The organism is Nonomuraea sp. 10N515B (assembly GCF_052245915.1).
Taxonomy (GTDB): domain Bacteria; phylum Actinomycetota; class Actinomycetes; order Streptosporangiales; family Streptosporangiaceae; genus Nonomuraea.
Genome location: NZ_JBQQBQ010000006.1, coordinates 214993 through 235190, shown reverse-complemented (window position 1 = coordinate 235190; position 20198 = coordinate 214993). Strand labels below are relative to the sequence as shown.

Annotated in this window: 20 protein-coding genes and 1 tRNA gene; 13 read left to right on the top strand and 8 right to left on the bottom strand. The window is 69.9% G+C overall.

What is annotated here, in order from left to right; translation table 11 throughout:
* Positions 1-12: 12 nt before the first annotated feature.
* The 4 genes from ACTWQA_RS11345 to araA are packed head-to-tail and all read left to right on the top strand — an operon-like array spanning position 13 to position 4801.
* Entirely contained in the window at positions 13-1032 is a 1020-nt protein-coding gene (locus ACTWQA_RS11345) for a LacI family DNA-binding transcriptional regulator (protein ID WP_443159196.1), read from the top strand.
* Positions 1033-1086: 54 nt separating this feature from the next.
* A complete protein-coding gene (gene araB / locus ACTWQA_RS11340; RefSeq protein WP_443159297.1) occupies positions 1087-2706 on the top strand; it encodes a ribulokinase in 1620 nt (539 codons plus the stop codon).
* Positions 2703-3350 (top strand): L-ribulose-5-phosphate 4-epimerase, encoded by a 648-nt coding sequence (locus ACTWQA_RS11335; RefSeq protein WP_305922610.1) that lies wholly within the window; start codon positions 2703-2705, stop codon positions 3348-3350. Before araB ends, ACTWQA_RS11335 begins: the two co-directional genes overlap by 4 nt.
* Complete coding sequence (araA, locus tag ACTWQA_RS11330) at positions 3347-4801, top strand: L-arabinose isomerase (protein WP_443159195.1); 1455 nt, start codon at positions 3347-3349, stop codon at positions 4799-4801. Before ACTWQA_RS11335 ends, araA begins: the two co-directional genes overlap by 4 nt.
* Here araA and ACTWQA_RS11325 read toward each other — a convergent pair.
* Entirely contained in the window at positions 4798-5145 is a 348-nt protein-coding gene (locus ACTWQA_RS11325) for a PLD nuclease N-terminal domain-containing protein (protein WP_327590164.1), read from the bottom strand. The genes araA and ACTWQA_RS11325 overlap by 4 nt on opposite strands.
* An 81-nt stretch (positions 5146-5226) precedes the next feature.
* On the opposite strand from ACTWQA_RS11325, the gene ACTWQA_RS11320 reads away from it, so the two are divergent.
* From ACTWQA_RS11320 to ACTWQA_RS11310, 3 genes are all read left to right on the top strand, one after another.
* On the top strand, positions 5227-6435 hold the full coding sequence (locus ACTWQA_RS11320) for an FAD-binding protein (RefSeq protein WP_443159194.1): 1209 nt from the start codon (positions 5227-5229) through the stop codon (positions 6433-6435).
* Positions 6436-6524: 89 nt separating this feature from the next.
* Complete coding sequence (locus ACTWQA_RS11315) at positions 6525-7295, top strand: LLM class flavin-dependent oxidoreductase (protein ID WP_443159193.1); 771 nt, start codon at positions 6525-6527, stop codon at positions 7293-7295.
* A 36-nt stretch (positions 7296-7331) separates the two neighbouring features.
* Positions 7332-7739, top strand: coding sequence for a DUF3224 domain-containing protein (locus ACTWQA_RS11310; RefSeq protein WP_443159192.1), 408 nt, complete (start codon positions 7332-7334; stop codon positions 7737-7739).
* Between the two features lie 174 nt (positions 7740-7913).
* Here ACTWQA_RS11310 and ACTWQA_RS11305 read toward each other — a convergent pair whose 3' ends face one another.
* Both ACTWQA_RS11305 and ACTWQA_RS11300 read right to left on the bottom strand, forming a co-directional pair.
* Positions 7914-8234 carry a helix-turn-helix domain-containing protein gene (locus ACTWQA_RS11305; RefSeq protein ID WP_443159191.1) on the bottom strand — a complete coding sequence of 107 codons (321 nt, stop codon included), beginning with the start codon at positions 8232-8234 and terminating at the stop codon, positions 7914-7916.
* Positions 8231-8719, bottom strand: coding sequence for a type II toxin-antitoxin system RelE/ParE family toxin (locus ACTWQA_RS11300; protein WP_443159190.1), 489 nt, complete (start codon positions 8717-8719; stop codon positions 8231-8233). Before ACTWQA_RS11300 ends, ACTWQA_RS11305 begins: the two co-directional genes overlap by 4 nt.
* Positions 8720-8770: 51 nt before the next feature.
* Between ACTWQA_RS11300 and ACTWQA_RS11295 the strand changes: the two genes are divergently transcribed.
* From ACTWQA_RS11295 to ACTWQA_RS11285, 3 genes are all read left to right on the top strand, one after another.
* Positions 8771-10114, top strand: a complete 1344-nt coding sequence (locus tag ACTWQA_RS11295) for a hypothetical protein (RefSeq protein ID WP_443159189.1) — start codon at positions 8771-8773, stop codon at positions 10112-10114.
* Positions 10111-10278: a recombinase family protein gene (locus ACTWQA_RS11290; protein ID WP_443159188.1), complete on the top strand. Its 168-nt coding sequence runs from the start codon at positions 10111-10113 to the stop codon at positions 10276-10278. Before ACTWQA_RS11295 ends, ACTWQA_RS11290 begins: the two co-directional genes overlap by 4 nt.
* 367 nt (positions 10279-10645) lie before the next feature.
* Complete coding sequence (locus tag ACTWQA_RS11285) at positions 10646-11740, top strand: methyltransferase (RefSeq protein ID WP_443159187.1); 1095 nt, start codon at positions 10646-10648, stop codon at positions 11738-11740.
* Here ACTWQA_RS11285 and ACTWQA_RS11280 read toward each other — a convergent pair.
* Complete coding sequence (locus ACTWQA_RS11280) at positions 11721-12698, bottom strand: helix-turn-helix domain-containing protein (protein ID WP_443159186.1); 978 nt, start codon at positions 12696-12698, stop codon at positions 11721-11723. The two genes, ACTWQA_RS11285 and ACTWQA_RS11280, sit on opposite strands and share 20 nt — an antisense overlap.
* 42 nt (positions 12699-12740) lie before the next feature.
* Between ACTWQA_RS11280 and ACTWQA_RS11275 the strand changes: the two genes are divergently transcribed.
* The 3 genes from ACTWQA_RS11275 to ACTWQA_RS11265 all read left to right on the top strand — a co-directional run bounded on the left by ACTWQA_RS11275 (position 12741) and on the right by ACTWQA_RS11265 (position 15613).
* Entirely contained in the window at positions 12741-13760 is a 1020-nt protein-coding gene (locus tag ACTWQA_RS11275; RefSeq protein ID WP_443159185.1) for a type III polyketide synthase, read from the top strand.
* Positions 13761-13949: 189 nt separating this feature from the next.
* The gene (locus ACTWQA_RS11270; RefSeq protein WP_443159184.1) at positions 13950-15437 is read left to right on the top strand and encodes a YfbK domain-containing protein; all 1488 of its coding nucleotides are present in this window, start codon (positions 13950-13952) and stop codon (positions 15435-15437) included.
* 103 nt (positions 15438-15540) lie between these two features.
* A tRNA-Ala gene (locus ACTWQA_RS11265) sits at positions 15541-15613 on the top strand.
* 111 nt (positions 15614-15724) lie between these two features.
* Here the strand turns inward: ACTWQA_RS11265 and ACTWQA_RS11260 are convergent.
* The 4 genes from ACTWQA_RS11260 to ACTWQA_RS11245 all read right to left on the bottom strand — a co-directional run bounded on the left by ACTWQA_RS11260 (position 15725) and on the right by ACTWQA_RS11245 (position 20195).
* Positions 15725-16372 (bottom strand): hypothetical protein, encoded by a 648-nt coding sequence (locus ACTWQA_RS11260; RefSeq protein WP_443159183.1) that lies wholly within the window; start codon positions 16370-16372, stop codon positions 15725-15727.
* A 143-nt stretch (positions 16373-16515) separates the two neighbouring features.
* A complete protein-coding gene (locus ACTWQA_RS11255; RefSeq protein WP_443159182.1) occupies positions 16516-17769 on the bottom strand; it encodes a hypothetical protein in 1254 nt (417 codons plus the stop codon).
* On the bottom strand, positions 17753-18322 hold the full coding sequence (locus ACTWQA_RS11250) for a hypothetical protein (RefSeq protein WP_443159181.1): 570 nt from the start codon (positions 18320-18322) through the stop codon (positions 17753-17755). Before ACTWQA_RS11250 ends, ACTWQA_RS11255 begins: the two co-directional genes overlap by 17 nt.
* A 700-nt stretch (positions 18323-19022) precedes the next feature.
* A complete protein-coding gene (locus ACTWQA_RS11245; protein WP_443159296.1) occupies positions 19023-20195 on the bottom strand; it encodes a winged helix DNA-binding domain-containing protein in 1173 nt (390 codons plus the stop codon).
* Between the last annotated feature and the right edge of the window lie 3 nt (positions 20196-20198).

The window sequence follows — 20198 nt, the reverse complement described above, 5'->3', positions numbered from 1 at the left end:
AAAGGAGAGACCGTGACCACCCCCAAACGTCGCCTCCCGGTCATGGCCGACGTGGCCAGGGAGGCAGGCGTATCGCATCAGACGGTCTCCCGGGTGCTCAATGACCATCCGAACGTCCGGCCCGGCACCAGGGCCAGGGTGGAGGAGGCGATCACCAGGCTGGGCTACCGGCGCAACCTGGTCGCCCGCGCTCTGGTCACCAAGCGGTCCCGGACGCTCGGCGTGGTCAGCTTCGACACCACGCTGTACGGCCCGGCCAGCACGATCTACGGCATCGAGCAGGCGGCCAGGACCGCGGGCTACTTCGTCAGCATCGTGAGCCTGAAGACGATCGACGCCCACAATGTGCGCGACGCCATCGACTACCTCACCGAGCAGGGCGTGGACGGCGTCGTGGTGGTCGCGCCGCAACTGTCGGCCACGGCCGCTCTGGAGGGGCTGCCGCCCGGCATGCCGGCGGTGGCGGTGGAGGGCACCACCTACCGGGCCGACGTGTCGGCGGTCTGCATCGATCAGGTCGAGGGCGCCAAGCTCGCCACGCGGCACCTGCTGGAGCAGGGCCACGAGACGGTCTGGCACGTCAGCGGCCCGCCGGAGTGGCTGGAGACCGAGGGCAGGCTCGAGGGCTGGCGTGCCGCCCTGGAGGAGGCCGGCCGGCCGGTGCCCGAGCCGCTGGCCGGCGACTGGAGCCCGCGCGCCGGTTACGAGGCGGGCAAGAGCCTGGCCGCGATGGACGGCGTCACCGCCGTCTTCGCGGCCAACGACCAGATGGCGCTCGGCGTGTTGCGCGCGCTCGGCGAGCTGGGCGTGCGGGTCCCCGAGCAGATCAGCGTGGTCGGCTTCGACGACATCCCCGAGTCCGAATTCTTCTCGCCACCGCTCACGACCGTCAGACAGGACTTCGACGTGGTAGGCAGGCACTGCATCGAGGTGCTGCTGCGGCAGATCGATGTGGGCCCCACCGCGTTCGAGCGTCTGGTCGTGAGGCCCAGCTTCGTGGTGAGGTCGAGTACAGCCTGTGCCGGTAGATGATGGGCATGCCCCCGGAAACCCCCTCTGGAGTTCAATGTGAACGCTAACAATTACGTGGTCGGAGTCGACTTCGGCACGCTGTCCGGGCGTGCGGTCGTCGTCCGCGTGAGCGACGGCGCCGAGCTGGGCAGCGCCGTCCACGAGTACACCCACCGCGTCATCGAGCAGACCCTCCCCGGCTCCGGCGTGAAGCTGGGCCCGGACTGGGCGCTGCAGTCGCCGCAGGACTGGATCGACGTGCTCAAGATCGCCGTGCCCGCGGCCATCGCCGCCGCCGGTGTCGAGCCCGAGCAGGTCATCGGCATCGGCACCGACTTCACCGCCTGCACCGTCCTGCCGACCACGGCCGACGGCACGCCCCTGTGCTTCGAGACGCCCGAGCTGCCGCACGCCTGGCCGAAGCTCTGGAAGCACCACGCCGCGCAGCCGCACGCCGACCGGATCAACGAGCTGGCCGCGCGCCGCGGCGAGAGCTGGCTGCCGCGCTACGGCGGCAAGATCTCCTCCGAGTGGGAGTTCGCCAAGGGCCTGCAGCTGCTGGAGGAGGCCCCGGACGTCTACGCCAGGGCCGAGCGCTGGATCGAGGCCGCCGACTGGATCATCTGGCAGCTCACCGGCGTCGAGAGCCGCAACATCTGCACGGTCGGCTACAAGGGCATCTTCCAGGACGGGGCCTACCCGTCGGAGGAGTTCCTGGCCGAGCTGAACCCGGGCTTCGCCGGCTTCGTCGGCAAGCTCGCCACCGGCCAGGTCGGTGACGACGTGGGCGGCGTCACGGTCGCCCCGCTCGGCGGCCTCGCCGGCCGGCTGACCGATCAGGCCGCCGCGTGGACGGGCCTGCCCGAGGGCGTCGCCGTGGCCGTCGGCAACGTGGACGCCCACGTCACCAACGCCGCAGCCGACGCCGTGCGGCCCGGCCAGATGGTGGCCATCATGGGCACCTCGACCTGCCACGTCATGCCCAGCGACCAGCACGCCGAGGTGCCCGGCATGTGCGGCGTCGTGCGCGACGGCATCGTCCCGGGCCTGTGGGGGTACGAGGCCGGTCAGTCCGCGGTCGGCGACATCTTCGCCTGGTTCGTGGACACCTTCGGGACCGACGGGCACGAAACCCTCACGACGCTGGCCGAGAAGCAGGCGGTGGGCCAGCACGGGCTGGTGGCGCTGGACTGGTTCGGCGGCAACCGCTCGGTGCTCGTGGACCACAACCTCTCCGGCGTGATCATCGGACAGACCCTGGCCACCAAGCCGGAGGACGTCTACCGCGCCCTCATCGAGTCCACGGCGTTCGGCGCCCGCATGATCGTGGAGACCTTCGAGAAGTCGGGCGTGCCCGTCGAGGAGTTCATCGTCGCCGGCGGCCTGCTCAAGAACCCCTTCCTCATGCAGGTCTACGCCGACGTGCTGCGCCGCCCGCTGTCGGTCATCGGCTCCGACCAGGGGCCCGCGCTCGGCTCGGCCATCCACGCGGCCGTCGCCGCCGGCGCCTACCCGGGCATCGAGGAGGCCGCCGCGGCCATGGGCAAGCGCACCGAGGCCGCGTACGTGCCCGACGAGGCCCGTGCGGACGCCTACGACCGGCTCTACGCCGAATACCGCAGGCTCCACGACTTCTTCGCTGACGGACAGATGCTGCACACGCTGCGCGCGATCAGGAACGAGGCACACGCATGAGAAAGATTGTCGCTGACCTGCATGCCGAGCTGGTCCGCTACAACCTTGTCGTCTGGACTGCTGGAAACGTTTCCGGCAGGATCCCGGGCGAGGACCTGTTCGTCATCAAGCCGTCCGGGGTCTCCTACGACGAGCTGACGCCCGAGAACATGGTCGTGTGCGACCTCGACGGCAACCTCGTGGAGGGCGAACACGCGCCGTCCAGCGACACCGCCGCGCACGCCTACGTCTACCGCAACATGCCGGACGTCGGCGGCGTCGTGCACACCCACTCGACGTACGCCTCCGCCTGGGCCGCCCTCGGCGAGCCCATCCCGTGCGTGCTGACCGCGATGGCCGACGAGTTCGGCGGCGAGATCCCGATCGGCCCGTTCGCGCTGATCGGCGACGACTCCATCGGCCAGGGCATCGTCGAGACGCTCAAGGGCCACCGCTCGAAGGCCGTGCTCATGCAGAACCACGGCGTGTTCAGCATCGGCAAGGACCCGAAGTCCGCGGTGAAGGCGGCCGTGATGTGCGAGGACGTGGCGCGTACCGTGCACGTGGCCCGCCAGCTCGGCACCCCGCTGCCCATCGCGCAGGACGACATCGACCGCCTCTACGACCGCTATCAGAACGTCTACGGACAGAGGAGCCCGCGTTGAAGATCTGGTTTCTGACCGGCAGCCAGGGACTGTACGGCGAGGACACGCTGCGGCAGGTGGCCGAGCAGTCGCAGCGTATCGCCGAGCAGCTGCCCGTCTCCGTCGAGTGGAAGCCCGTGCTCACCGACGCCGCCGCGATCCGGCGGATCATGCTCGAGGCCAATGCGGACGACTCGTGCGCCGGCGTGATCGCGTGGATGCACACGTTCTCCCCGGCCAAGATGTGGATCGCCGGCCTCGACGCGCTGCGCAAGCCGCTGCTGCACCTGCACACCCAGGCCAATGTCGAGCTCCCGTGGAGCACCATCGACATGGACTTCATGAACCTCAACCAGGCCGCCCACGGCGACCGCGAGTTCGGCCACATCCAGACCCGCGTGGGCGTGCCGCGCAAGACCGTCGCCGGGCACGTCAGCGACCCGGCCGTGGGCGAGCGCATCATGACCTGGGTGCGCGCCGCGACGGGCCTGGCCGAGGTCCGCACGCTCAAGCTCGTGCGCTTCGGCGACAACATGCGCGACGTGGCCGTCACCGAGGGCGACAAGGTCGAGGCCCAGCTGCGCTTCGGCGTCTCGGTCAACACCTACGGCGTCAACGACCTGGTCGAAGCCGTGGACGCGGCCTCCGACGCCGACGTGACCGCGCTGGTCAAGGAGTACGCCGAGCAGTACACCGTCGCGCCCGAGCTGCTCAGCGAGCGCAACGAGTCGCTGCGCTACGCGGCCAGGATCGAGCTGGGCCTGCGGAGCTTCCTCGAGGCCGGCGGCTACAAGGCGTTCACCACCAACTTCGAGGACCTCGGCGGCCTGCGCCAGCTCCCCGGCCTGGCCGTGCAGCGGCTCATGGCCGACGGGTACGGCTTCGGCGGCGAGGGCGACTGGAAGACCTCGGTCCTGCTGCGCACGCTCAAGGCCATGACGCCCGGCGGCACCTCCTTCATGGAGGACTACACCTACGACCTGACGCCCGGCAATGAGCTCATCCTCGGCGCGCACATGCTCGAGGTCTGCCCGTCCATCGCGGCCGGAACGCCGTCGTGCGAGATCCACCCGCTGGGCATCGGCGGCAGGGAGGACCCGGTCCGGCTGGTGTTCGACGCCGAGCCGGGGCCCGGCATCGTCGTGGGCCTGGCCGACATGGGCGACAGGTTCCGCCTGGTGGCCAACGAGATCGACATCGTGGCGCCGCCGCAGCCGCTGCCCAAGCTGCCGGTGGCCCGCGCGGTCTGGAGCCCTCGCCCCAACCTGCGGACGTCCACGGAGTCGTGGCTGACCGCCGGCGCCCCGCACCACACGGTGCTCTCCACGGCCGTCGGCCGCGAGGAGCTGACCGACTTCGCCGACATGCTCGGCGTGGAGCTGCTGGTCATCGACGCCGACACCACAACCGAGCGGTTCACCAAGGAGCTGCGCTGGAACCAGGCGTACTACCGCCTGGCCCAGGGCCTCTAGTCCTCGTCGGCAGGTTTCTTCGGGGCGTTCCTGCGCTGCTCCTCGGCACGTTCGCGGCAGCGGCGCAGGAACTCCTCGTCGTCGTCCGGGTTGGTCGCGGCGAACCGGCCCGGGCGGTCGTACTCGGGAAACGCGCTGGGCCGCGTCGGCGTCTCAGCCCGCTGCGGCCGCCCCGCCACCAGCCAGATGATCGAGCCGACCAACGGGAACAACAACACGATCACCACCCACGCGATCTTGGGCAGATTACGGCAGAGCGTGTCCGGCGTGGTGATCACGTCGAAGAGGCAGTAGAGCCAGAGCACGAGCGTGACCAGGCCGAGAGCCTGGGACAGATAGAGCACGGCACACCTCCGTCAGCGGGTCATGAAACTAGCGACACCCGGGCCGGGCTGACAAGGTGCGCGCTGTGGGAGGGTAAGGCCGTGACGCTGACCAACTGGGCGGGAAACACCGCATTCCGGGCACAAGACGTTCATCACCCGACCTCGCTCGACGAGCTCCAGCGGCTCGTCTCGGCCAGTTCCCAGGTGCGGGCGCTGGGGAGCGGCCACTCGTTCAACGACATCGCGGACACCACCGGCGACCTGGTGGTCCTCGACCGGATGCCGGACGCCGTGGAGATCGACAGCGCGGCGGCCCAGGTGCGGGTGCCCGCGCGCATGACGTACGCGCGGCTCGCGCCGATCCTGCACCAGGCCGGCTTCGCGCTGGCGAACATGGCCTCGCTGCCGCACATCTCCGTGGCCGGCTCGGTCGCGACCGGCACGCACGGCTCCGGCGACACGATCCAGGGGCTGGCCGCCGCCGTGGCGTCGCTCGACCTCGTCACGGCCGACGGCTCGGTGCTGACCCTGTCGCGCGGCGACGCCGACTTCCCCGGCGCGGTGGTGGCGCTGGGCGCCCTCGGCGTCGTGACGTCGCTGACGCTCGACCTGGTGCCCGCCTTCGAGGTGCGCCAATACGTCCGCGAGGGCCTGTCCGTCGACGCGCTCGCCGACTTCGACGAGATCATGTCGAGCGGCTACAGCGTCAGCCTCTTCACCGACTGGCGCGACACCCGCGTCTGGCTGAAGCGCACCGAGGAGCTGACCAGCCCCGACTGGTACGGCACCCACCCCGCCGACGCCCCACGCCACCCGCTGCCGACCATGCCGGCCGACAGCTGCACTCTCCAGCTCGGCGTGCCGGGACCGTGGCACGAGCGCCTGCCGCACTTCCGCCCCGACTTCGAGCCCAGCGGCGCCGGCGACGAGCTGCAGTCGGAGCTGATCCTGCCGAGGGAGCACGCCGTCAAGGCGCTCCGCGAGCTGTACGCGATCGGCGACAGGATCCGCCCCGTCCTGCAGATCTCGGAGGTCCGCTCGATCGCCGCCGACGACCTGTGGCTCAGCCCCTTCCGCGGACGCGACAGCGTGGGCATCCACTTCACCTGGGTCAAGGACCTGGCAGGTGTGCTGCCGGTGCTGGAGTTGGTGGAGGAGACGCTGGCGCCGTTCGACCCCCGCCCGCACTGGGGCAAGCTGTTCACCCGGTGGCCGTCCTGCCCGGAGCGGTTCCGCTCGCTGGCGCGGCGGCTGGACCCGGCGGGCACGTTCGCCAACGACTTCACGCGGATACTTCTGGGGGAGTAGTCCGTCCCGGGCGGCTGCACCGCCGGATGTAGCCGGTCACCGGCCCCCGGGACGATGTCATCGGGGTGCCGGTCGGCGATCGTTAGGGCATGACCGATCACCTGTTCAGGTTCGGCGCGGTCGCCGGACACGCCCCCGACTGGACCGGCCTGGCCCGCCGGGCCGAGGACCTCGGCTACGCCACGCTGCTGGTGCCCGACACGCTCGGCACCCTCTCGCCCTTCGCCGCGTGCGCCGCGGCCGCCGCGGTCACGACGAGTCTGCGCGTCGGCACGTACGTGCTGAGCGTCGCCAACCGCACCCCGCGCGCCATGGCGTGGGAGACCGCCACCCTGCAGACCCTCACCGGCGGCCGGTTCGAGCTGGGCCTCGGCGCCGGCCGGCCGGACGCCGAACGCGACGCCGCCGAGCTCGGCGTCAGGTTCGGCACGCCGAGCGAGCGGCTCGAGCGGCTCTCCGAGACCATCGACGCCGTCAAGGACGTGCCCATCCTGCTCGCCGCGTCCGGCACCCGGCTGCTCAGGCTGGCCGCGGCCAGGGCTGACACGGTCGCTCTCGGCGTGCCCCCACAAGCCACGGAGGAGCAGGTGGCGGCGAAGCTGGACGAGCTGTACGAGCTGGCCGGCGACCGCTTCGACGATCTCGAGCTCGGCATGAACCTCGCCGCCGCCGGCACCGAGCCGCCCGCCTGGCTCGGCTCCCTCGACGACACCGCCACCGGCGTGCTCCGCGGGACGCCCGGCGAGATGGCCGACGTCCTGCTGCGGCGCAGGGACCGGCTCGGGGTCTCGTACGTGTCGGTGAACGCCCAATGCCTGGACGCCTTCGCGCCGGTGGTGGAGCGCCTCACCGGTACCTGACGGAATCTGACAGGTTAGCTCGGCACGATGGACCGCATGACCGCTAAGGGCACCTTTGACACCGCCGACTGGAACGCCAAGCCGCCTTACGAGGACCGCGACGGCGTCACCCTCGGACTTGTGACCATGTCCAAGACCTTCCACGGGGACCTGACCGGCACCAGCGTCGTCACCTTGCTGGTGGCGAGCACCCCGGTGGAGGACTCGCGCTCCTACGTGGCGCTCGAACGCATCGAGGGCACGCTGCACGGCCGGTCCGGCAGCTTCGTCGTCCAGCACAACGCGGTGAGCGACCAGGGCGAGCAGTCGCTGCGCATTTCTGTGGTGCCGGACTCGGCGACGGGGGAGTTGCGCGGCCTGAGGGGCGAGATGGGCATCGTCATCGGCCCGGACGGCGAGCACTCCTACACCTTCGACTACGCGCTCAGCTCACATCGGCGTTGAACAGGAACCCCACGGAGTCCTCGGCCCCGCCACGCTCTGTCGGAGACCGAGATCCACACCCGGCGCGCACCTCGGCCGCGAAGTACTCCCCGAGGTCGCGCCGACGGCCGAGTGCGCCGTCGGGCCGTCCGGAGCCTCGACCATCTCTCAGCCGTATTACAGCGTGGGGCAGAATCAGCTGACCTTGAGTTGCTCGTCCCCGAAGTCGGCGACGAGTTTGAGGGTGCCACCAAGCGCGGCAACGTAGCGATCTAGTACCTCACGCGTGGACACGTCGCCCTTCTCAATCTGGGAGACACGAGCGACGGATACGCCCATACGTTCGGCAACATGCGCCTGGGTGAGGCCCCGGCGCTGCCGCATCTCGGCCAGTCGCCAGCCCTGAGCTTCCTCACGCAGTTGACGAACCTCGTCTTCGAACTCCTCGGCGCCTCCGGCGGTCTCCACAGCACGCTCCAGGTGTCCGCTTTCGCGCCACCTGCGGTAACCGCTCATCTGTCCATCTCCTTGTGCCGCTCTACCAGGTAGAACTCATACAACCGCTCGGCTCGTGGTACTGCCTCGCGATACCACCGTTCCCAGTTCCCTGCCTTGTCGCCGGCAACCAGCAGGATCGCCGCCCGCCACGGGGCGAACACGAAAAGAATCTTCGATCCGGCGATGGTGTCCACCAGCGGTCGCCCTTCGGAGGGGCCGTTGCGTTCCAACACCAGAATCGCCTGGTTCACGAGCCTGTGCGTCTGTCGATCGGTCTCGTACAACTCCTCCAGGAACAACCTGTCCGCGTCAGCCAGAGGTAGGGTTCCGCCACACCGGCGACGCACTCCAGACAACAGGGACCGCAGAATATCCCCGTGAACCACATCCTGTGCGGGCTCGCCGCCAATCCAGCGCTGCCGTCGGATCTGGTTGACCGGCTGATCACAGCCGCCGACGAAGACATAGCGGCGGCTCTGGCGGAGCGCGAGGACCTCACGCATGCGCAGGCAGTGGCGCTTGCCTCACGTATCGAACCGAGTGTTGTACGGCTTGTGGAGCGGGGTCTGCTGGCAACCAATGCCGTCGATCCTGTCGCTCGGCTGGACATCGCCCTCGCCCTGCTCGCCGAGGGCCTCGGCCGACCTGCGTGGGCCCGCGTACTGGCGACCGACTCCAGCGTCGAACGCCGGGAGAAGCTGGCCGCGTGCCCCAATCTTCCCCCTGATGTGCGGGAGATTCTTGCAGGCGACGCTGAGGTACAGGTCGTCGCAGAGCTCGCCTTGTGGACGACCGCAGACATGGCAGCGCGACTTGCTGAGCATCCACATGCGGAAGTCCGCAGCGCGGTGGCGGCCAACGAAGCGACACCGCCAGAGGTACTGGCTGCCCTGCTCAGCTGCGAACGGCTCCCGCCGGCACGGAGATGTCTGGTCTGTGACCGCGAGGAAACACCGTTCATTCACGATCCGCAATGCCCGAGACTCGACTGCGAACTGCGTCCGGGCGCCTCATGTGCCGGCTCTCACGAGTCCACCACTCACGAGATGCATCTCAAGGCGGTGCAGAACCCGGCCACGCCGCCTGCGGCCGTCATCGGCTTCGCCGACCATCCGTCCATGCTGCTGCGCTGGCAACTGGCCGAGCGTCCCGACTTACCGCCGGCGATCTATACACGGCTTGCCACCAGCCCCGAACCCGGCGTCCGCGCCGCGCTCGCCGCCAATCCCGCGATCGATGACAACTTGATCCGCGTGCTCTCCACCGATATCGGCCACGATGTGAAGCGCAGCCTCGCCCAGAACCCAAATGTGCCGCTGGACGTACTCGCGCAACTGGCGGCGACCACCAAAGTCGGCTCCACCCTGTTGCCCCGGATCGCTGCTGCCTCGATCGCCGAGGTCTGGGAGCTGGCCGTTTCACCGACCCCAGCCCTGCGGATGCTCCTCGGCGAACGGCGTGATCTGCCGCCCGAGATCCGCGATGCCCTGGCTGCTGATCCCGGCGCCAAGGTGGCCAAGTCCATCGCACCTCACTCCGGCCTGTCCGAAGCTCAACTGCGGGCCATGGTCGACCTCCACGGGGTGAGGGTCGTCGCGGCAGTGGCAAAGAACCCCGATGCCACGTCAGCGTTGCTGGAGGATCTGACCCGCCATCGACCACCGGTTCAAAAGGCGCTCCGTGAAGTTGCCCGGCACCGCAACGCAACAGCCGCGGCGTTGCTGAACTGCCTGCCTGACCGGCAGGCCAGGCCCATCGCCGCCAGCCACCCGCACCTGCCGCCAAAGGTCATCGTTGAACTGCTCACCGACGACGATTGGCAGGTGCTGGAGGCGGCGTCAGCCAATCCGTCGCTGCCGCCCGCAAAGATGTCGGAGCTGGTAACCAGGTGCGCATGATCCACGCGGCCATCCGCGCCGTGCTACGGCGGCACGGCGTCACGCTGATCAGCGTTACCGAGAACCTCGAAGAGGCCGCCTCCGGACGCCTGGTTGAAGGCATCCACTCCCTGATGGCCGAGTTCTACTCCGCCAACCTGTCCGGCGAGATCCGCAAGGCATAAACCAGAAGGCCAAGATGGGTGCCTGGCCACCGAACTCGCCCATCATGGCCTCACCGACCGCGCAGGCCGGCCGATCACCTGGCAGGCCTGGCCAAGATCCTGCACACCCCGCCTACGTCGGCCTCGTAGAACGGGAGGCGATCCGCCGCCGGGAGGTGGTCGAGGCATTCACGGCGGCGCGGAGGTCACGCGGTGCTGCTCAGGCAGATCCAACCGGCGGGCCGGGCTCAATTTGCAGGCGGCCTCGATTGTGATCATCGGTGAGTCACAGGTCAAGCCGACGGTGGAGAGCCAGGCCGTGGCCCGCGCCCACCGAATGGAAAATGGATCGCCTGAGGACGCGGGTCTGTGAAACGGTCGAGTCCTGATGATCCGATGGACCGAGGCGGGGCGGGAACGGTCGGCGGAGTGGCGTTCGGCGCTGGGAGTGCCGCCACCCCAGCGTGTCGTGGTCGCCGACGACCGGACGAAAGCCGCCACCGCCTATCGTCTCGCCTGCGAAGGCACTGCCCTCCTGTGGCGCGGCGACTTCCACAACGCCCGTCAGCTCCTGAGCGCCATGGGCCGCCGCTGCAAGCCCGCCGCCCCGGGATCGGGATTCCACCGTCACCGCCAGGCCCGATCCCAGCGTGCCCGCACGCTGGGCATGCTGCTCATCCCCTACAACGCCGGCCACGTGGTGCCGTTGCGCAGGGCACCGGACGTGCGGCAGGCCTGCGCCGAGGTCTACGGTCCGCAGGCGCCCCCGGGCGTGGGCCAGCTACGTGAGCTGCTCGGCCTGATCGGCGCCCACGAGTGGCGCGAAAAGGGCGTCTACGTCCCCGCGCTCGGCGCCCGCGTCCACCCGCACCATGGTGTGTTCTCCCCCATCAGGGGCGAATACGTGGATCTGGTCGCGGAGGCGCCGCTGCCCGCCGACCGGCTGGCGTTCGACATCGGCACGGGCACGGGGGTGCTGGCGGCGGTGCTCGCCAGGCGCGGCGTCCGGCACGTCGTGGCCACCGACCTCGAGCAGCGGGCGGTGGACTGCGCCGAGGACAACGTCGCGCGGCTGGGGCTGGGCGGCACGGTGGAGATCGTGCGGGCTGACCTGTTCCCGCCGGGACGGGCGCCGCTGGTCGTGTGCAATCCGCCGTGGCTGCCCGCCACCCCGATCTCGCCCCTCGACCAGGCCGTTTACGATTCAGGCGGGCGGATGTTGGGCGGGTTCCTGAACGGGCTGGCCGAGCACCTCGAGCCCGAGGGCGAGGGCTGGCTGATTCTGTCCGATCTGGCCGAGCACCTGGGGCTGCGCAGCCGGGACGAGCTGCTGAGCGCGTTCGAGCGGGCGGGGCTGCGGGTCGCCGGCCGCCGGGACGTCGCGCCGCGCCACCGGCGGCCGAAGGACGCGGCGGATCCCCTGCACGCGGCCCGTGCCGCCGAGGTGACGTCGCTCTGGCGGCTCACCCCGCGCGCCCGCTGAACGCTTTCCGGTAGGCCGACGGGGACGTACGCATGGTCTTGGAGAAATGGTGGCGGAACGTCACCGGGCTCTCGAATCCGACCGCCGCCCCGATCTCCTCGACCGGCGCCGCCGTGGACTCCAGCATCGTCAGGCTGGCGGCCACCCGCTGCGCGATCACCCACCGCAACGGGCTGGTGCCGGTCTGGCGCTTGAAATGCCGGATGAACGACCGTTGCGACATGTTCGCCACCCTGGCCAGGTCCGCCACGGCAATGGGCCGGACCAGGTTGTCCATGGCCCACGACATCGCCCTGGCCACCGCGTCATCGTCCTCGACCGCCGTGACCGCGGCCTCGATGAACTGCGCCTGACCGCCCTCCCGGTGCGGCGGCACGACCAGGCGGCGGGCCACGGTGTTGGCCACGCCGGGGCCGTGGTCGGTGCGGACGAGGTGGATCAGCAGGTCGAGCCCCGCGGCGCTGCCGGCGCTGGTCAGCACGTCCCCCTCGTCCACGTACAGGACCGACGGGTTGACCCGCACGACGGGGTGACGGTCCTGGAGCAGGTCGGCGTACCTCCAGTGCGTGGTCGCCACGCGTCCGTCCAGCAGCCCGGCGGCGGCCAGCGCGAACGCGCCCGAGCAGATCGACACCATGCGCGCGCCACGTCCGTGCGCCTGTCGCAGCGCCGCGACCAGCTCTCCGGACGCCGGCGCGTGCACGTCCGCCCCGGGAACGATCACCGTGTCGGCCCCGGCCAGCACGTCCAGCCCGTGCTCGGCCCGCATGGTGAACCCGCCCACCACCCTGAGCGGCTCCAGCGTCTCGGCACACACCTTGAGGTCGTACCAGGGGACGTCCAGCTCGGGCCGGGGCAGCCCGAACAGCTCCACGACGCAGCCCAGCTCGAACGGCGCCATCCCATCGAAGGCGAGCACGGCCACCCTGTGGGGCCGGTACGGGTCGGGCAGCGCCATGCCCGCATGTTAGCCGGAGCCTCTCCGCGGCAGGAGTGATATATGCACATTTCGGGTGTACAGACGGTTTTGCCGGAAAACCGCTACGACCAGGAGGAGATCACGGAGGCGTTCTCCCGGCTGACCGACTGCGACGAGGAGCTCCTGCGGCGCTTCCACGTCGCGACGGGCGTGACGGGCCGCAATCTGGCCCTCCCGCTGGAGGATTACGCCAAGCTCGACTCCTTCGCCCGCGCGAACGACATGTACGCCGAGATCGCCCTCGACCTGACCGAGCAGGCGCTGCGCGGCGCGCTCGACAAGGCCGGCGTACGCCCCGAGAAGATCGACCACCTGCTGTTCTGCTCCACCACGGGCCTGGCCACGCCCTCGCTCGACGCCCGCCTGGCCCAGCGCGTGGGGCTGCGGCCGGACGTCAAGCGGACGCCCGTGTTCGGCCTCGGCTGCGCGGCCGGCGCGTCCGGGCTGGCGCGCCTGCACGACTACCTGCGCGGCTGGCCGGGACACGCCGCGGCACTGGTGTGCGTGGAGTTGTGCTCGCTGACGATCCAGCGCGACGACACCTCGATCGCGAACCTCGTGGCCAGCGGCCTGTTCGGGGACGGCGCGGCGGCCGTCGTGGCGACCGGGCGCGGGCCCGGACCCGAGGTCGTGGCCACCCGCAGCCGCCTCTATCCCGGGACCGAGCACCTCATGGGCTGGGAGGTGAGCGACCGCGGGTTCCGCATCGTGCTGGACCCGGAGCTGACCGCCTTCGTGGAGCAGGCACTGGCCGCCGACATCCGGCTCTTCCTCACCGACTACGGCCTGACCCCGGACCAGGTCGCCACGTGGATCTGCCATCCCGGCGGGCCCAAGGTCATCGAGAAGATCGTGGACACGCTCGGCCTGCCGCCCAGGGCGCTCGACGTCACCTGGCGCTCGCTGCGTGAGCACGGCAACCTGTCGTCGGTCTCGGTGCTCCACGTGCTGCAGGAGACGCAGGCCCGGCCGGACGCGCCCGCCGTACTCCTCGCCCTGGGGCCGGGCTTCTCCGCCGAGTTGCTCCTGCTGCACTGGTGATCGCCTGCCTGGTCCTGATCGGCCTGGGCGTGCTCATGGCCCAGGGGCTGCGCCGGCCGCCTGGAACTGATGCCTCGGTGGCACCGGCTGTCACAACTGATCACGTATCGATCGCGGTTTGTGCTCGCTTGAGTCACCGGCCCGGCCGCTGAAGATCCAGTTCCGTCGTACGGGGCGGAGGTGGTTGAGATGAGAATTCGCCCGTTAGCGGTCGGCACCGGGCTCATTGTGCTCCTCGCCGTCGCGGCCTGCGGCGGCTCCGGCGGCAAGGCGACCAGCGACGAGAACGCTCCCCAGCACGCCCAGCAGCCGGCCGCGTCCCCGTACCGGCCCGCCCCCACGAAGTCGCCCATCCAGGAGAACGACGAGCAGGACACGACCACGGCCCAGATCTCCACGTTCGCACTGGACGTGGACACCGCCTCGTACGGCTACGCCCGCCGTACCCTCCAGGAGGGCCGCTGGCCCGCGCCCGGCGAGATCCGCCCCGAGGAGTGGGTCAACGCCTTCAGGCAGGACTACGCGCAGCCGCCGGACGACGGGTTCGCCGTGCACGTGGACGGCGCGAAGCTGCCCGGTCGCGACGAGGCCGTGCTGCGCGTCGGCCTGCAGACGCGCGCGTCCGACACGGCGGCGCGGCGGCCCGCCAACCTCACGTTCGTGGTGGACGTGTCCGGCTCGATGGCCGAGCCCGGACGCCTCGACCTGGTCAAGTCGGCCCTGCACACGCTGCTCGACCAGCTCGCGCCCGGCGACCAGGTGTCGATCGTGGCTTTCGACGACGCCGCCGAGGTGCTGGCGTCGATGACCCCGCTGACCGCCAGGGACGAGCTGAAGAGCGCGGTGGACCGGCTCGTCGTCGACGGCGGCACGAACCTGGAGGCCGGTCTGGTCGCCGGGTACGAGGAGGCGTCCAAGGCGTTCCGCCCCGCCGCCACCAACCGGGTCGTCCTGCTCTCCGACGGCCTGGCCAACCAGGGCAGCACCCAGTGGCAGGAGATCCTGGAGCAGGTCAAGGAGTACGCGGGCAAGCAGGTCGCGCTGCTCACGGTCGGCGTCGGCAGGGAGTACGGCGACGAGCTGATGGAGCAACTGGCCGACAACGGCGACGGCCTGGCCGTGTACGTCAGCTCCCAGGAGGAAGCCGACAAGATCTTCACCACCCAGCTGCCCGCCACCATCGAGCTACGGGCCCGCGACGCCAAGGCCCAGGTGGTGTTCAACCCGTCGGTCGTGGACAGCTACCGGCTCATCGGGTACGAGAATCGCGCCCTGACCACCGAGGAGTTCCGCGACGACAGCAAGGACGGCGGCGAGATCGGCCCCGGCCACTCGGTCACCGCCCTTTACTCGATCCGCCTCAAGCCCGGCGCTACCGGGCAGCTCGCCCAGGCCACCGTCCGCTGGCAGCACCCCGACACCCGCGCCGCCTCCGAAGCGAGTAAGTCGCTCCAGGCCGAGGATCTGGTCGCCGACGTGTGGGCCAAGGCGACACCGGTCCGGCTCCAGGTGGACGTGGTCGCAGCGGCGTTCGCCGTCTATCTGCGGGACAGGAAGGCGTTCGGCATGGACCTGCCCGAGCTCGGCGAGCACGCCTCGCGGCTGGCCGCGACCTCCGAGGACCCGATGGTGTCGGAGCTGGCCACGCTCATCGAGAAGGCCCGCTCGGTCGGTTAGGCCGCCGGCCCGGCCCTGAACTCCTGGGGCCGGGCCCTTCTCTCGTGAGATGTCCAGAGCGTGCTTTGGGAGTCGTGGAGTCCGATAAACTCGTACATGGCGCGGGGCTATAGCGCAGTTGGTAGCGCGCCTCCATGGCATGGAGGAGGTCTGGGGTTCGAATCCCCATAGCTCCACAACATCGTCGTCAAAGGGCGGTCGGTAAGCGATCTCGCTGATCCGGCCGCCCTTGATCTTTATGCGGGTGAAGACTGCCTTGTGTGCCCAGATGGCGATTAAATGGGCCGCTACTGCCATCGGCCGAACAGGACCGTCTCGTACGGGGGCGCCTCCACAGTGAGTTTGGTGAGGGTGCCGGTTCCGATATCGGCGGCGTAATAGCCGTTGCCGGTCCTGGCCAGAAGGTGATCGGCATCGAGCCACTGTTCGGTGGCCGGAATTGGGAAGTCCCGCACCGCCTTACCGGTCGCGAAATCGATGAGCGTGAAGCCTCGAACCGCGATGACCTTCCCATCGGGTGAGAGCGACGGCCCGTCGTTGCGGTTGAGGAACTCGAAGACGCGCGGTTTCTTGCCTGGAGAGACCCAGCGCAGGTCGCTGTCGCCCTCGCAGTCCCGCGTGCCGAGCACCCCTGAAGCGGTCACGCCGTAGAGCCGGCAGACATTTTTGATGATCCTGGTCTCGCTGGTATCAAAGTTGGTGATCGTGGTTTCCGCGACTTCCGCAGGCGAGGTGGCGAAGAACACGCCGTCGCCCGAGATGGCCAGGTGCGGCTCATGCGCCATGACCCGGCCTACCGGTTTCGCGTTGAGCTTCCGGATCTGACCGGTACGCAGGTCGAGCGCGACGTAACGGTCCGAGGCGTCGTCGATGTAGGCGATGCGATGACCATCGCGGCTCACGGCCACGACCTTCGCGACGTTCGGGATCGCCACATCCTGGCCGGATGCGAGGCGGGCGATGCCTGATGTGCGGACCCAGCGGACGGGGGACTGCGTGGGCGCGAACGGGCTCGGATCCTCGGGGGCGGCGGAAGAGCAGGCCGTCAGCAGGAGTGCCGCCAGGGCGAGCCGGACCTTCATACCGCTCCGATCGTGATGTCGTGCCCGGCCACCTGCGGAGCGTGCGCGACCGGCCGGGCCGCGCCGGTGCGCACGTCCACGAGGTAGACGGTGGCTGAACCGTAACCAGGCGCATAGAGCAGCACCTCGCCAGGTCCCACCCATCGATAGACGCGCCTGAGCTCGGCGGTCGGCGGCAGGTCGGCGTCGACCTTGCGAATCACCTTGCCGTCGAGGTCGAGGATCAGGACACGCCCGCCGGAGGGCACGGCGACCGCCTCGCCCTCCGGCGAAACGGCCAGCTCCCATTGAGGATCCAGTTCCGCTGCCCGTAGCTTCGCGATCACTGAGCCGTCCAGGGCCAGGACCTTGATCCCGTCGTAGGAGTTGCTCACCACCAGATGATCGCCCGCCCAGCCAAGAAGGAACTCGTCGACCCGTAGACGCGTGACGACGCCCGACCGTACGTCGGTGACGACCACGTCGTCCGCTTGTTCCATGGCCAGATGGCGGCTGTCGGCGGAAAAAGCCAGGGCAGCCTTGTAGAAGGCGGTCGGAACGGGAATGATCGCACCGGTCATGACGTCCTGGATCACCACCTGCATCCGGGCGAGGCTGTAGTAGGCGAGCTTGCGGCCATCCGGGCTCACCTGCACGTCGGTTTGCGGGAGGGCGTCCGGTAGCCGCCAGCGCCGTCCCGACGTGCCGACCACCAGCCATCCTTCGGACGGATCCGCTGAGGCGAACGGCTCGATCCGTTCGGGGAACAGCTCCTCCCGGACGCGCATGCCGTACCGAATGGGCTCGGCCGCCACGGCGGGCAGAACCGGCAGCGGCGGCGCTGGAGAGGCGAGCGGGACGACGGCAGCCGAGCCGGCCACGACGAGCAGGCAGAGGCCGGCGACGAGTTTCGGAAAGCGCGCCGACGCCGGTGCCGGCGTCGTGGCCGTCTCCCGAAGCCGGGCGGCGAGCGCCGCCCTTTCCTCCTGCGGTACGGCGAGCGCTCGTACCTTGGCCTGGCTCAACCCGCACAACTCGGCGGTGTCCTCCTCGTCCCATCCCTCATGCAGCGTCGCCACGAGGATCGCCCGCTGCCGCCGGGACAGTCCACGACCCCAGGCGGGCGCGTCCCAGAGACGCAGCGGCGATAGGAAGCGGCGAAACATCCGGAAATAGCTGGCAGGGGTGCCGCTGCCCCTGGCGAGTCTCGCCGCCGATCGGCCGGCGAGCAGGGACGCGGCGCGTGCCTGCCGTTCAGCCCAGCCAGTCATTACCCGCCCCCGGCCACGCGACGTAAGGGATCCATTCGTCCGGCAGCGCCGGGTCGTGGCGCTTGTTGCCCGTCCTGACGTCGATGAGCTGGTACGGCGATCCTTCGACGATGACTTCGTGATCGTTGAACCAGGCGATGATGCCCGGATTCTCTCTCTTGATCAATTTGATCTTCTTGCCCGACATGGCGTCGCTGATCAGAACGCCGTCGAAGTCATATGACGCCACAAGCCGCAGATCCGGCGATACCAGCCCGCCGGTCAGTTTGCCGACGAACGCCCCCGTGCCATCGCGCCGCACGGTCACGAGCCGGGCGTCCTCCCCACGGCGTTCGCAGCCGGGCGCACCCCACACGACGGTGGCGGACAAGCCGGACACCCTGCAGATATCGGGAACCGTGCGGCGCTCGCCAGTCCGGAGGTTCGCGATCAGCGTGCGATCCCGGTACGAGACCGTGACATCCCGGCCGTCGAAGGAGACGTGCAGGCCGGTAAGGCGGCCCGCGTCGGCGAGGTCGTGGACCGTTCCGTCCCGCAGGTCGCGTGCCTGCACGCGGTTGCTCTGGACGTAGACGATCGTGTGACCGTCGCCGCTCACGATGAGAGGGTCGTCTGCCTGCATCTCGCCGAGCTCTAGGCTGCGCCCGGATCGTAGGTGAAGCGCCCAACCCTCGTCGTGGACCGGCGCCCCGTACAGGATGGGCTCATTCGTGACGCTCGCCGGCCACAGGGCATAGACGCCCCAGCCGGCAACGAGCAGGAGCGCCGCGGCGCGGCGGCCGGCTCGGGAGCGACGGGAGCGGCGTGCTAAGCCGGTCCAAGTGCCAGACACGTGGATGATCGTACGGAAGGATGCGCCGCGGCGGAAGATCGTCGTACCAGCTGACCGGCTATCGGATCACTCCGACGGGATGTTACGTTTCCGCAGGCTTCGCCGCGGGGAGGCGCTCCCGCTCTTCCTTGACGATCCGCTCGGCCAGGGACCTCGTCCGAGAGATCGATCGACTCGGGCGTGGACTCGGCGAGGTGGCTGCGCCTGGCGTAGGCGTCGAACCAACTCCGCCTTCGCGTGGAGGATCCGCAGCAGCTGTTCGTCCAGGCTGCCGGGTGTGAGCAGCCGATGCACCCGGACCCGGCGCACCTGTCCGACTTAGCAGTGGTGCAGGAGTGGGCTACGAGGCGCAGGTCAACCGCCGCGGTGTCCCCGAACGTGTCGCCGAAGCACTCCGAACGTCTTCGCGCCACCGTCCTGATCATGTCCCGGTGAACCGCACGCGGCAGCCGGAGGCCCCGCGGAGCACGGCGATGGCCTCCGCTTCCGCCTCGATCAGGTCGCGGGCAGCGGAGCCTGGCGGGGCGGCGAGCGGCTCCACCTCGATCCGCAGCCGCATGCCCTCCTTCCGCTGCCGCCACGTCGCCACCAGCCTTCCCTCCGCCAGCACCGTTCCGGGCTCGCCAGTCGTACGCCAGATCCGCCGGTGCAGGCCCTTGTCGGGAACCAGTCGCAGCCTGTCGGCAGTCTGGATGTACGGATCACGCGGAGGCAGCAGTCGCACCCCGCGCACCGCCTCGGCCGACCGCAACGCGTCGAGGTCGGACGCGAGTAGCCAGGCCGGGCGGCCGTCCAGGTCCACTTCAGCCAGTTCGTCCTCGATGAGCCGCCACCGGTGCGGGACGTCCCCGGCTGTCAGACCGGTCCAGGCGGCAAAGCCCTTAGGCGTGGACGGGCCGTAACAGCGCAGGTATCGGCGGGCGAGCTCGGCCCGCGCCGCCTGGGGATCGGGGTCCGGCGGCGGCTCGCCGAGCCATTCGGCCGTGAGCACGAAAGGCGCCTTGTTCCCGCTGCGCGGGGCGAAACAGAGGGCGCCCTTGAGCGCGACGATCCGCAGGGCGAAGTGCACGACGCCCTCGCCCCAAGGCTGGCCGGCCGCGTAAGGGCCCTCCGCCTGCCACACCAGGGCCTGCTCCGGCGGCAGGTGACGCACGATCCGCGCGCTGAGCCGCGCACCCAGCTCGTCGATGGCGAGCCGGCGCTCCGACAGGACCGCCTCCAGCTCGCGCTCCGTGCGTTCCACCGCCTCGTCCAGGCTCATGCCCAGCGTGGCCAGCGCCTGCTCGACACCGAGGATGAAACGCCGCCGGGAGGTCTCCCCGTCGGGGAGGACGCCCATGGTGAAGACCGGCGCGTCCTGCGTCGGGAACAGGAATGGCGCGCCGCGCATGCACCAGGTCTGCAGGAGCGTCTTGTCGGCCTCGATCGCCTGGGCGACCTCTTCCGAGGTCACGTCGGCGACCCTGGCGTGCAGGGCGAGCAGAGCCGAGCCCGGCGGGCTGTTCTGGATCGCGCACGCCCCGGCACGCCCCTGCCGGCCTGGGGCGACGATGCCGAAGGCGTGAGGTCCTGATTCACCTGCCCTCTCCCGGATCCG

Bases quoted from the DNA above. Each gene is read 5' to 3' on its own strand.
- ACTWQA_RS11310 (WP_443159192.1), top strand. From the start codon at position 7,332: ATGACCGCTAAGGGCACCTTTGACACCGCCGACTGGAACGCCAAGCCG.
- ACTWQA_RS11275 (WP_443159185.1), top strand. From the start codon at position 12,741: ATGCACATTTCGGGTGTACAGACGGTTTTGCCGGAAAACCGCTACGAC.
- ACTWQA_RS11335 (WP_305922610.1), top strand. From the start codon at position 2,703: ATGAGAAAGATTGTCGCTGACCTGCATGCCGAGCTGGTCCGCTACAAC.
- ACTWQA_RS11285 (WP_443159187.1), top strand. From the start codon at position 10,646: ATGATCCGATGGACCGAGGCGGGGCGGGAACGGTCGGCGGAGTGGCGT.
- ACTWQA_RS11305 (WP_443159191.1), bottom strand. From the start codon at position 8,234: ATGAGCGGTTACCGCAGGTGGCGCGAAAGCGGACACCTGGAGCGTGCT.
- ACTWQA_RS11255 (WP_443159182.1), bottom strand. From the start codon at position 17,769: ATGACTGGCTGGGCTGAACGGCAGGCACGCGCCGCGTCCCTGCTCGCC.
- ACTWQA_RS11300 (WP_443159190.1), bottom strand. From the start codon at position 8,719: ATGCGTGAGGTCCTCGCGCTCCGCCAGAGCCGCCGCTATGTCTTCGTC.
- ACTWQA_RS11290 (WP_443159188.1), top strand. From the start codon at position 10,111: ATGATCCACGCGGCCATCCGCGCCGTGCTACGGCGGCACGGCGTCACG.
- ACTWQA_RS11270 (WP_443159184.1), top strand. From the start codon at position 13,950: ATGAGAATTCGCCCGTTAGCGGTCGGCACCGGGCTCATTGTGCTCCTC.
- ACTWQA_RS11315 (WP_443159193.1), top strand. From the start codon at position 6,525: ATGACCGATCACCTGTTCAGGTTCGGCGCGGTCGCCGGACACGCCCCC.
- ACTWQA_RS11280 (WP_443159186.1), bottom strand. From the start codon at position 12,698: ATGGCGCTGCCCGACCCGTACCGGCCCCACAGGGTGGCCGTGCTCGCC.